The organism is Nitrospina sp. 32_T5 (assembly GCF_052156635.1).
In the GTDB taxonomy this organism is placed as follows: Bacteria; Nitrospinota; Nitrospinia; order Nitrospinales; family Nitrospinaceae; genus Nitrospina.
This window is the reverse complement of sequence record NZ_JBQKUO010000003.1, coordinates 119,835-131,562: the sequence shown is the minus strand read 5'-3', so window position 1 is coordinate 131,562 and position 11,728 is coordinate 119,835. Positions and strand designations below refer to the sequence as shown.

Here is an 11,728-nt window from a genome sequence, read left to right as displayed (position 1 = left end):
AGGTTAAAGGTTGGATGCCCAGGGGCAGGTTGTGAGCGGAGCAACGGGCGAGAAACTAATTTTCCCTATAAAGAAAACAGGGTAATTAGTTGAGAGGAAAATCTACGTTACCACCTGGTAAGCGGAATCTCGTTATTCAAACAACGTTTTCATCTCGCGGATGTCGTCGATGAGCCAGTCGGGGTGGTAGGAGGCCATTTCCTCCCGCGTGGCGTGGCCGTAGGTGACGCCACACACTTTCACGCCTGCGGCTCGGGCGGTGGCGACGTCCACCTCGCTGTCGCCCACCATCAGCACGTCCTCCGGTTTCAATCCCGCCACCTGCATCACGTGGCGCAGGCCCATCGGGTCCGGTTTCTTGTTCTCGAACGAGTCGCCGCCGACAACGCTCTGGAAAGCGTCCCGGCTGTTCAGCTCCACCAGGATCCGCTCGACAAATTTCTCCGGTTTGTTGGACACCACGGCGAGCTGTTTGTCCGCATAGTGTTGAAGGATGTCGCGGCAGTGCGGAAAGTAGTCGGTCTGGTCCATCAGGTGCTGTTCGTAATGCTTCATGAACAGCGAGACGGCGCGTTCGAGGTCGCCGTCGCCGGCGCCGTTCAGCGCCTGCGTCATGAGGTGGCGCACGCCGCGGCCGACGTAGCCGAAGGTGACTTCTTTCGGCAACGGTTCGCGTCCCATTTCCTGCAGGGCGAGGTTGACCGAATAGGCGATGTCGAGCTTGGTGTCAACGAGCGTGCCGTCGAAGTCAAACACGTAAAGCGAAAAAGGGGTCATGAGGGAAGGTGCGTTCCGCCCCGCCGGAAGGCGGGGGGAGGGGGCGTCATTCTTTCTTGTCTTCTTCGATGTTGGTGCTGTAGCGATACGCTTTCACTTTTTCGTTCGCATCGAACAGCACGACCAGTTCCTTCGAGCAGTCCTTGCCGAACGTGCTGTAGCGGTCGTATTGATACGTCCACATCATCAGCCCATTCTGCAGGCCGGTGGAATGGGGTTCACCGAACCATTCCTCGATCATGGATTTGGTGGTGACGTTGTTGTGGATGTTTTCGACGTTCGAGTTGTCGAAGTCGCGGCCCACGGTGCCGCAGGCGGTCAGTCCAATAAGCATCACAAGTCCAGCAAAAAGGGAAATGCGTCGTCGATCCATCGGGGCCTCCTCAAATTAGGTTGCCAGGCGGCGGAATGCCTGCAATACTTTGTATACAGTCGCCTCGTATTTGGAGAAAGTCACGAGCAGTGTATCAAATTCCCGCGAAAATGTATAATCCCCGCCGAATGGATCTCGCCGGACGTGCGATCGTTCTTTTGTTTCTGTTCCTTACGGGTTTGGGGTGGGGCTGTGCATCCAAACCCGCCGTTAAAAAAAGCGCTATAGAGGAAAACCATCCCCTGCACGCGTTGATCCCATCCGTTTCCGCGTTTTCGCAACAAGAGGGCGCACCGGTCACGCTTCCGGAAAAAGGCTACCTGCTGAAACCGCTGGCCAAGGACGTGTATTTTTTTTCCAACGGCACCGATTGCACCCTGTTTGCCGTGACGGCGGACGGCGTGGTGCTGGCCGATCCCCTTTTCGGCGCGGCGGAACTCATTAAAAAAGCCATGCGTGAGGTGACGGAGCTCCCGGTGACGGTGATTATCTATTCGACGGACAGCGTGCGGCACATCGGTGACGCCTCGCGCTTCGGCGACAAGGTGACGGTCATCGCGCAGGAGATCATCGCCGCCAGCCTGAAGGCGCACAACCCGGCACAGGTCCCCCTGCCGCATATGAGCTTCAGCACCGATTACCGGCTGGCAACCGAGTTTATGACGTTGGAATTGCACCACATCGGCGGCGAAGACAACGGCGACACGCTGGTGCTCGTGTCCGACCTCAAGGTGGGGTTGCTGCCGGACCGGGCCATTCCCAACTGGGTGCCGCACCTGGAGAAAGGCGAAGGCATCGAGCGCCGGGTGCTGGTGCTCGAACGGCTGAGCCAGATGGAGTTCACCGCCTACGTGCCGGGGCACGGCGACCGGCCCGGTTCCTCTGACGACCTGAAGCGCACCCTCAAGTTTTATGAAGACGGTTACCGTGCGTTCCGGTTTGCCGCCATGCGCGTGTTCGGCGAGGACGCGTGGCTGGGCACTTCAATCCGGGTCGAGGCCGACCGGCTTCGCGAAAAGGAGGACCTGCTGGCGCGCGAATGTTACCGTCTGCTGGCCATGCACTGGGGAGGCCGGTTGAAAGGATTCCGCGAACTGGCACCGCAGCACTGCCGGGCCTGGGTGGCCAAATACATTCCGCAAACACCCCCCGAGGATACGGCCGGCGGACCGAAAACCGGCCCGCAACCCTGATATCCTTTCCGGTCTCACTCCGAATAACTTTTCAGGATTTTGTCGATGTCCGTGTGCGAGTGCGCAGGCATGCGCGCTCCGAAATGCGTCACCACCTGGGCCGCGCAGTAGGAACCGATGATGGCCGACTCCTTGAGGCTGAGGCCCTGGTTGAGTCCGTACAGCGCGCCTGCAGCGTAGAGGTCGCCCGCGCCGGTGGTGTCCACCGCCTTCACCGTGAACGCGTTGACGGCAATGGTGTCATCGCCGTCCTTGCCCACCCAGGAGCCGTCCTTGCCGCGCGTCATGAAGACGGTTCCCGCAAGGTGCTTCAATTTGTCGAACGCTTTTTCGGCATCATCCGAATCGGCCATGGCCTTGGCCTCGACGTCGTTGCAGAACAGGATGTCGGTTTTCCACCGGATGAAATCGAGCAGGTCTTCCTTGAAGGAATTGGCGACGAACGCGTCGCTCAGGGTGAAGGCAACGGGGATGCGGTTCTTGCGCGCGATGTCGGCCATCTTGACCGCCGCCGCACGGGTTTCCTCGCCGGTCCACAGGTAGCCTTCGATGTAAACGGTTTTGGCGGTCTTGACGATGGTCTCGTCCACGTTGTCCGGGTGCAGTTCGCAGGAGATGCCCAGGTTGGTGAGCATGGTGCGTTCGCTGTCGGGCGTAACGAGGATGAGGCAGGTGCCGGTGCCCGTGTCCGCCCCGTCCGGACCCGGAAAGCCCACGCCGCAGGACTGCATGTCCTCCGTGTAGTGTTTGCCGTAGCGGTCGTCGGCCACGCGGCCGAGGTAATACGTGTTGGCGCCGAGCACGCGCATGCCGTGCACGGTGTTGGCGGCCGATCCGCCGGAAGAGATTTTGTGCGCCGCGCCGTCGAATTCCTGCAGCAGTTTGTTCTGGTCCTCCAGCGAGGTCAGGGTCATTCCCCCTTTGGTGAACTTGTGCTGTTGTATGAAATCGTCCTTGACGCGCACTTCAATGTCCACCAGCGCATTGCCGATGCCAACCAAATCGTAGCTCATGTTCCTCCTAACCTTGTTATGGGATGCATTGTATTCCGGGTGAGGGTTTAAAACTACCGCATGCGGCGGCGGAGGTCAACCGGGCGGCGAAAAACGCGTTGTTCCCGGGCGTTGCCCCGGGTGGAAGCCAATGAAAGATTGCAATGCCCGCGGGTCCTTTGTAAAATCTGAAGGCCATGTTGAATAAAATGATTAAAATCAATCAATTGTTGGTATTCCTCGCGGCGCTGGCGTGGACGGTTTCCGTGTCCGCGCAACCTTTGGATGACGATCCCGCGGCCGTTCAGTTGTGGTCGGACATCGAATCGGTATTGGACCGCGACTGCAACGGCACCACGCGCATCGGCATGAAGGTGTATTCACTCGAACGCAAAACGACGCTGCTTGCCAAAAACAGCAACGTGCTGTTCACGCCCGCTTCCAACATGAAGATGATCACTTCCGCCATGGCGCTGAAACGCGTTGGTCCGGATTACCGGTTCTTCACGCGGCTGTACACCAACGGCAGGATCGAAGGCGATACGCTGAAAGGCGATCTGTTCATCAAGGGCTTCGGCGATCCGTGGCTGGTGACGGAACAGATGTGGGTGCTGGTGAACGGGCTGCGCAACCTGCCGATCACGAAAATTGAAGGCAACCTCATCGCCGACAATCATTTTTTTGAGGACCAGGACCGCGTGGCGACGTGGGCGAATTATCGCGGACCGGAGGCGTACCTCGCGCCGATGGGAGCGTTGTCGTTCAACTTCAACACGGTCACCGTGTACGTGGAACCGGCACCTGTGGCGGGTGAACCGCCGGTCGTGGTGGTGGACCCGGGGACCGAATACATCCGCATCCACAACACGGCCCGGACAGTAGAGAGCCGCCGTGATCACGAACGGTTGATCGTCAACCGGCTGCCGCGGCGTGGGTACGATGAGATCATTGTCACCGGCACCCTGCCGAAAACCATGGCGCGCAAAAAATATTTCCTGAATGTCACCGACCCCCAGTGGTACACCCTGCATGTGTTCCGCAAATACCTCGAGCAGGCCGGGGTGACGGTAGAAGGCGGTCTGGAACGCGGCCGCGTGGTGAATGGAGCGCGGCTTCTCTACGAACACGAGTCGCCTCCTCTGGCCGACATCCTGCGCGGACTCAACAAATACAGCAACAACTTCATCGCCGAGCAGATTCTTCGCACGATGGCGGCGGATGTGTACGGCGCACCGGGGACAACGGAAAACGGTGTGAAACTGTTGCAGGCGTACATGCGAAGCCTGGGATTCGATGGCGACCGTTACAACGTGGTGGACGGATCGGGCCTGTCGCGCCAGAACATGGTGTCGCCGGATCAGATCGTGGCGGTGCTGGAGGACGCGTACCGCGACCTCGCCATCTTTCCGGAGTTCATTGCCGCCCTGGGGGTGATGGGCATCGACGGCAGCGTGATCGACCGCATGAACGGCATCCGGGACGCGCAGAAAATCCGGGCGAAGACGGGCACACTGAATCACGTCAGTGCGTTGTCCGGGTATTTTCAGTCGATGGATGGAGAGCGCTTTGCGTTTTCGATTTTATTGAACGATTTGAATTGTTCGAACGGAAAGGCCATGAAGCTGGAGGACGATATTCTGGACCTGGCCCTGCGTTTCAAACGGAGTGGTGGTGCGGACGCAGGGGCACCGTCGAACCAAAAGGTGGAAACCTTCCCAATCAATCCTTGAAAATCTTCTGGTTTTCCTTCCTGTCCTCTTCCAGCAGCTTTTTCCAGTCCCGCTTGGCGCGCGGCGCGTTCTGAAAATCCTCGTAAATGTTTTTGGCGAGTTCCTTCCGGTCCACTCCCTCCGGAGCCACCTGGATGTCCAACTGCGCCAGCGCCATGTCGAAATCGCGATCGAGCAGAGAACCCGGGTCCATGTCGTATTCCTGCAGGGCCTGCTTGACCGATGCCGGTTCCGTGTTGAAGCGCCGTGCGACCTCGTTGATGTTGGACGGCTTGTAACCCTTTTCGCGGGTGATGCCCAGGTGGTACGCGCAGAACAGTTCGAACGGTTCGATGCCCGCAACCAGTTTGCCCGACGGAGCGGACGAAGCGGTATCGCCGTTGCTCGGCGCGGTTTTGGCGCGCGGCTCGGTCTGTTGTGCCGGACGGGATTGATTGCGGTCGTTGCGCGGCCGGTTCTGATTGTCCTGTCTCGGGTTCGCCGCGCGGTTTTTCTGCGGACCGTTCTGGTTGCGGTTTTTATTACGGCCGTTGCCGTTGTTCTGGGAATCGTTGCGGCGTCCGTTGGATTGCTGGTTGGACCGGTTTGCCTGAGGTATGTGCGAGGTCAGGGTCTTCGAGTCCATCCACATTTCCGTGGCCTGCCGGTTGCGGGCGGGGCCTTGAGAACGCTGACGGTTGCCCTGGTCGTTGTTTTTCCCGGACCGGGGACGGTTTTTGTTCTGCCGGTTGGGTTGGTTCGTGGAATTGGAATTTCGCAAGATCTGAGTTCCTTTACGAAAGGTTTTTAATCGGCACGACGGGTCTCTGTTGTATAGGGATTGTCGAACCGGGACTGTTTGACCGTCCGCGTTTTTGGCCGGGGGCGAAGCTTCAACCCATCAGCGCTTCAAGCTGATCCACCAGGTCGGCGAACTTGCCGAGCGCGGTTTCGACGGGTTTTGGCGAACCCATGTCCACCCCGGCGTTGCGGAGGAGGTCGATCGGGTAAGCGGAGCCGCCCGACTTCAAAAAGCCCAGGTAGTCCGCCAGTTCGGCGTCGCCGCCGGAGGTCACCCGTTCGGCCAGTGCGTACGCGGCGGAAATGCCCGTTGCGTACTTGTACACGTAAAAGCCGAAATAAAAATGCGGGATGCGGAAGCATTCCAGGTCGAGGTACGGGTCCAGTGTGACCCCCTCGCCGAAGTAAACCGTCAGCAGTTCGTGGTACAGCTCCTTGAAGGTGTCCACGGTGAGCGGTTTTCCGGCTTCCGCCGCCGCGTAAATGCGGTGTTCGAACTCGGCAAACATGGTCTGCCGGTACAGGGTGCCGCGAAAATTGTCGATTTCCCGGCAGAGCAGGTAGATCTTCATCTCCCGGCTCAATTCGCGGCCGAGGTAATAGCGGGTCAACAACGCTTCATTGAAGGTGGATGCCACCTCCGCCACAAAGATCGTGTAGTCCGCGTACAGAAACGGCTGGTTTTTCTTCGACAGGTACGTGTGCATCGAGTGACCGGCCTCGTGCGCCAGCGTATAGACGCTGTTGATGTGGTCGCTGTGGTAATTCATCAGGATGAACGGGTTCGAGTCGTAACATCCGGATGAATACGCGCCACTGCGCTTGCCCTTGTTTTCGTAACGGTCCACCCAGCGCTCGTCGAGCAGGCCGCGCTTGAGGATGTTGACGTATTCTTCCCCCAGGGGCGCGAGAGCCTGGGCGATGTCCTCCACCGCCTCTTCGTAGGGCATCTCCCACTTGAAGTCGCGCACCAGCGGCACGCTTCCGTCGTACACGTGCAGTTCATCGAGTTCAAGCACGCGCTTGCGCAGGTCGAAATACTTGTACAGCGGTTTCAGGTTGTTGTGCACGCTGTCGATCAGGTTGTCATACACCTCTACCGGAATGTTTTCCGAAAACAGCGCCTTCTCGCGAACCGATGGAAACTTCCGCGCCTGTGCGAAAAAGATGTCCTTCTTGATGCTTCCTGCCAGTAAAGCAGCATACGTGTGCTGGTGTCCCTCGTAGGCCTTGTAAAACGTCTCAAACGTGTTTTTGCGCAGGTTGCGGTCGTAATTCTGCAGAAGGCTTTGCAGATTGCCGTGCGTGATCGTGATCCGGCGCCCCTCGGCGTCTTCCACTGACCCCAGTTGCAGGTCGGCGTTGTCCAGCATGGTGAACGCTTTTTGCGGCGACTGTGCCACCTCCGACGCCGAGGCCAACAGCTCTTCTTCGGATTTCGGCAACGTGTGCGGACGGTACCGCAGTTCCTTTTCGAGATGAAAACGGAAGAACTCCAGTTCCGGGTCTTCCAGGAACTTCTTCATGGTCTCTTCCGGAATCGCCATCAACTCCGGACTGATGAAACTGCGTGCCTGCTGGTATTGCGTGAGCAGCCGCGACACCCGTTCGTGATTCGCCTGGTTGCCGGGATGCGTCTTGTCCTCGTCACTTCGAAGGTGCGCGTAGGTGTAAACCGCATCCAGCGTCTGCGAGAACTGCATGTCGAATTTGAGGCACTGCTTCAGCCGTGCGGGGGACTCCCCAAGCGTTCCCTGATAGGTTGCGTAGGTTTCCAGTTGAGATTCCAACGAGAGGAAATCCGCTTCCCACGTTTCATTCGAGGAGTAGAGGCCCTGCAGGTCCCACTTTGCGTTCTCGGGAACCTGGTCACGGGTCAACAGTTCACTGGTGGCATCCATGCGTGAGTCCGGCCACGAAACAAAATCAAGACGTCAATACGATACAGGGGATTGAATCAGGACGTCGCTTCAACAATCGTTTTTAAATGAACCTGCAATTTGGCCTGCTTTTCGGACAACTCTTCAAGCCTTTGCTGATCCTTTGCGATGACTTCGGGAGGCGCCTTGTCAACGAAGTTTGGGTTGGATAGTTTCTGCTTCAAGAATACCATGTCTTTGTCGATTTTTTTCAACTCTTTTTCGACCCGCTTTTTTTCCTCGTCGAAATCCATCAACCCTTTCAGGGGAACATACAGCTCCAGACCCGTTAAAACGGCGGACGCGGCCGCTTTCGGTTTTTCGATATTGGGACCGAGAATCATTTCCGAAACCCGGGCCAAATCCCTGATATACGCTTTGTTACTTTCGAGCAAGCTCTCCTGGTCTTTATCGAATGTCCTGATGTGGACATCCAGCATCTGACCGGGATTGAAATTCATTTCGCCGCGGATGTTGCGCACCCGGGTGATGACGTCCATCACCACCTGCAATGCCTTTTCCGCGTTTTCGTCGTTCAGCGTGGAATCGGGCGACGGGTAACGCGCGACCATGATGCTCACACCCTCGCGGGGCAGTTTCTGCCAGATCTCTTCGGTGATGAACGGCATGATGGGGTGCAGGAGTTTCAGCGACGACTCCAGCACGTAAAGCATGACGTTCTGCGTGGTGGTGCGTTCCGGCCCGGAGCCATTGAGGCGAGATTTCGACAGCTCGATGTACCAGTCGCAGTATTCGTTCCACAGGAATTTGTAGATCGCGTTGGCCGCGTCGTTGAAGCGGAACGCCTCCAGCGCCGCGTTGACCTCGGTGCAGGTTTTGTTCAGACGGCTCAGGATCCAGCGGTCGGCGAGACTGCGGTCGGTGTGCTCCTGAAGGTCGCAGGTGCCGGTGTAGTCCTCCAGGTTCATGAACACAAAGCGCGATGCGTTCCACAGCTTGTTGCAGAAATTGCGGTAGCCGTCGATGCGGTCCTCGGCGAGCTTGATGTCGCGTCCCTGCGCGGCGAACGCCGTCAGAGTGAAGCGAAGCGCATCGGTGCCGTACTTGTCCATCATGACCAAAGGATCGATGACGTTGCCCTTGGTCTTGCTCATCTTCTGTCCCTCGGCATCACGAATGAGGGCGTGGATGTACACGTACTCGAACGGGATGTCCTTCCGGAAGCGGAGGCCCATCATGATCATGCGCGCCACCCAGAAGAACAGGATGTCGAAGCCGGTGCAGAGCACCGTCGTCGGGTAGAATTTCTTCAGCGTTTCGGTCTGCTCCGGCCAGCCCAGGGTCGAAAACGGCCACAGGGCGGAACTGAACCAGGTGTCGAGAACGTCGGTTTCCTGCGTGAGTTTCTTGCCACCGCAGTGCTTGCAGGCGTCCGGGGTTTCCCGCGCGACGGTGAACTTGCCGCAGTCGCCGCAGGTCCACGCGGGGATCTGGTGACCCCACCAGATCTGGCGGCTGATGCACCAGTCGCGGATGTTTTCCATCCACTCGAAGTACGTGTTTTCCCAGAATTTGGGGACGATCTTGATCTGTTCGCTGCGCACCGCCTCGATGGCCGGTTTGGCCAGCGGCTCGGTCTTCACAAACCACTGTTTGGAAAGGTACGGCTCGACCACCGTTTTGCAACGGTAACAGTGGCCGACGGAATGGGTGTGGTCTTCGATCTTCTCCAGCAGGTCGCGGTCCTTGAGGGCCTCGACGACATTCTTCCTTGCCTCGAAGCGGTCCTGGCCTTCAAACGGTCCCGCTTCGCTGTTCATGGTGCCGTCCGGATGCAGGACGTTGATTGATTGCAGATTGTGCCGGCGACCGAGTTCGAAGTCGTTCGGGTCGTGTGCCGGGGTCACTTTCAACGCCCCGGTGCCGAATTCGGTATCGACGTAGCTGTCCTCGATGATCGGCAGTTCGCGATTGAGGATGGGGAGCAGAAGAACCTTGCCGCCCCGCCCGGTGTGGCGTTCGTCTTCCGGGTTGATGGCCACCGCGGTGTCGCCCAGCATGGTCTCCGGACGCGTGGTGGCGACGGTGACATGATCCCCTCCATTCTGGAACGGATAGCGGATGTGGTACAGGTGCCCCTGTTTTTCCTGGTACTCGACTTCGAGATCGGACAGCGCGGTCTGGCAACGCGGGCACCAGTTGATGATGTAGTCGCCCTTGTAGATGAGCCCGTCTTCATAGAGCGTGACGAACACTTCGCGCACCGCCCTGGACAGGCCCTCGTCCATGGTGAAGCGGTCGCGTTCCCAGTCCAGCGAACAGCCCAGCCGCACCAGCTGCTTGTTGATGTTGCCGCCGGATTCGCCCTTCCATTTCCACACGCGTTCGATGAAGGCTTTCCTGCCGATGTCGTGGCGCGTCGTGCCTTCGGCGGCGAGCTGGCGTTCGACCACGTTCTGCGTGGCGATGCCGGCATGGTCGGTGCCCGGCTGCCACAGGGTGTTTTTCCCCTGCATGCGTTTCCAGCGGGCGAGGATGTCCTGCAGGGTGTTGTTGAAGGCGTGGCCGATGTGCAGGGAGCCGGTGATGTTGGGCGGCGGGATGACCATGCAGAAGGTCTCGCTGTCCCGGGTTTCATCGGCGTGGGCCAGGCGGTGTTCCGCCCAGTGGCGGAGCCACTTGTCCTCCACTTCCTGCGGCTGGTATTTCTTGTCGAGTTGAATCATAAACTGAAAAAAGGGTGTTTCGTGTGTCCCAAGGTCATGACGGGGAATGAAAGTGTGCCACCGGCCCTTTAAATCTCAAAGCGATTTTTTTAAGGGCGGTGCGTCCGGGCCGACCGGCGGCTGGTTTGGAACCGAGTGTCAGGGCTTCCAGGATCGGGATCAGAGGGTTTCCGACTTTTTGAGACGTGCGATTTCTTCCTGAATCACCTCGCGGATGATGTCGGGCGCCACTTCCTCCACCACCTGCCGCACGGTTTCGCGGATGGTGCCGGAAAGGCCGGCCATCTCCGTTCTCAGGGTCGAACGAATGTGCTGGTGCACAACCTCCTGCAGGGGGTCGCCGTTGAGTCCGGGTACGGGTACCGGCGCCACTTTGGTGGCGTTGGATGTATTGCCGCCGTTGGAGGAAGGCGACTCCTCGCCCATCATCGCCAGCGCTTCCTGGATCAGGTCCGGGTGGTGCGGGGATTCGATCCGTGTTTCGGCGGCATCCTCTTCCTCGGCGGGTGCCTGGCTTGCGGTAGATTCCGTCAACTGATGGAAAAACCGGTCCAGTTCATCCAGGGATTCCTGAAAAGCAGCCTGCCGTTGCCGCCTGTCAGGCACGGCAGGGGGCATCGAGTCGCCGGATTCATCAGATTCCGAAACGGCATCTACCGCGGTTTCGGACTGGGGTTCCTCTTTTTGGGAAGTGTCCGGAGGAACGAGGTCTTCGGGCGAGAGCTCAATCCATTTCGGTCCATCGCCCTCGTTCTCTTCATCCACCGCTTCCACTTCAATTTCGTCCCCGGCATCCACCACTTCCACTTCCACCTCGGAATCGGGATCGAATCCCTCGATTTCGTATTCTTCGTCCTCTTCCACTCCGGAGGGTTGCGGCGCCGCGCTGCCGTCCAGAAGCCGTTTCACGGTGCGGATGATTTCGTCGGTCTTGAACGGTTTTGAGATGTGGCCGTCGGCTTCCGAGTCGGCGTACATGATCTCGTCCAGTTCCTCGAAATCGCTGGTCAAGAGCAGGACGTGGATGTTCTGGAATTCGTCGGAATTTTTGATTTTCTTGGACAGCTCGAAGCCGTTCATGCCGGGGAGATAGATGTCGGCCATGACGAGATCGGGCTTGTAATCGGAAAGGTAATTGAACGCCTTGACGCCGTCGCTGATGCCCTCGACTTCCATGTCTTCGTTGTAGAAGGCCATGGCCACCAGTTTCTGGATGCTGATGCTGTCGTCGGCGACGAGGATTTTGAGTTTCATGTCTGCAACCTTGGAATCACGGG

At 58.4% G+C, this 11,728-nt stretch carries 9 protein-coding genes; 2 read left to right on the top strand and 7 right to left on the bottom strand.

Annotated elements, in window-relative coordinates; all coding sequences use genetic code 11:
- Window positions 1–132: 132 nt before the first annotated feature.
- Together ACTRW9_RS08980 and ACTRW9_RS08975 are read right to left on the bottom strand one after the other, a co-directional pair.
- On the bottom strand, window positions 133–777 hold the full coding sequence (locus ACTRW9_RS08980) for an HAD-IA family hydrolase (protein ID WP_442429083.1): 645 nt from the start codon (window positions 775–777) through the stop codon (window positions 133–135).
- A gap of 46 nt (window positions 778–823) precedes the next feature.
- Window positions 824–1,150, bottom strand: coding sequence for a hypothetical protein (locus ACTRW9_RS08975; protein WP_442429082.1), 327 nt, complete (start codon window positions 1,148–1,150; stop codon window positions 824–826).
- A gap of 128 nt (window positions 1,151–1,278) precedes the next feature.
- Between ACTRW9_RS08975 and ACTRW9_RS08970 the strand changes: the two genes are divergently transcribed.
- Entirely contained in the window at window positions 1,279–2,343 is a 1,065-nt protein-coding gene (locus tag ACTRW9_RS08970; RefSeq protein WP_442429081.1) for a hypothetical protein, read from the top strand.
- Between the two features lie 14 nt (window positions 2,344–2,357).
- Here ACTRW9_RS08970 and ACTRW9_RS08965 read toward each other — a convergent pair whose 3' ends face one another.
- Window positions 2,358–3,356 carry an adenosine kinase gene (locus tag ACTRW9_RS08965; protein ID WP_442429080.1) on the bottom strand — a complete coding sequence of 333 codons (999 nt, stop codon included), beginning with the start codon at window positions 3,354–3,356 and terminating at the stop codon, window positions 2,358–2,360.
- A 188-nt stretch (window positions 3,357–3,544) separates the two neighbouring features.
- On the opposite strand from ACTRW9_RS08965, the gene dacB reads away from it, so the two are divergent.
- Entirely contained in the window at window positions 3,545–5,065 is a 1,521-nt protein-coding gene (gene dacB / locus ACTRW9_RS08960) for a D-alanyl-D-alanine carboxypeptidase/D-alanyl-D-alanine endopeptidase (protein WP_442429079.1), read from the top strand.
- Here the strand turns inward: dacB and ACTRW9_RS08955 are convergent.
- The 4 genes from ACTRW9_RS08955 to ACTRW9_RS08940 all read right to left on the bottom strand — a co-directional run bounded on the left by ACTRW9_RS08955 (window position 5,055) and on the right by ACTRW9_RS08940 (window position 11,705).
- The gene (locus tag ACTRW9_RS08955) at window positions 5,055–5,825 is read right to left on the bottom strand and encodes a hypothetical protein (RefSeq protein WP_442425900.1); all 771 of its coding nucleotides are present in this window, start codon (window positions 5,823–5,825) and stop codon (window positions 5,055–5,057) included. The two genes, dacB and ACTRW9_RS08955, sit on opposite strands and share 11 nt — an antisense overlap.
- A 112-nt stretch (window positions 5,826–5,937) precedes the next feature.
- Window positions 5,938–7,746 carry an oligoendopeptidase F gene (pepF, locus tag ACTRW9_RS08950; RefSeq protein ID WP_442429078.1) on the bottom strand — a complete coding sequence of 603 codons (1,809 nt, stop codon included), beginning with the start codon at window positions 7,744–7,746 and terminating at the stop codon, window positions 5,938–5,940.
- 56 nt (window positions 7,747–7,802) lie between these two features.
- Entirely contained in the window at window positions 7,803–10,451 is a 2,649-nt protein-coding gene (locus tag ACTRW9_RS08945) for a valine--tRNA ligase (RefSeq protein ID WP_442429077.1), read from the bottom strand.
- 159 nt (window positions 10,452–10,610) lie between these two features.
- Window positions 10,611–11,705: a response regulator gene (locus ACTRW9_RS08940; protein WP_442429076.1), complete on the bottom strand. Its 1,095-nt coding sequence runs from the start codon at window positions 11,703–11,705 to the stop codon at window positions 10,611–10,613.
- Window positions 11,706–11,728: the final 23 nt, after the last annotated feature.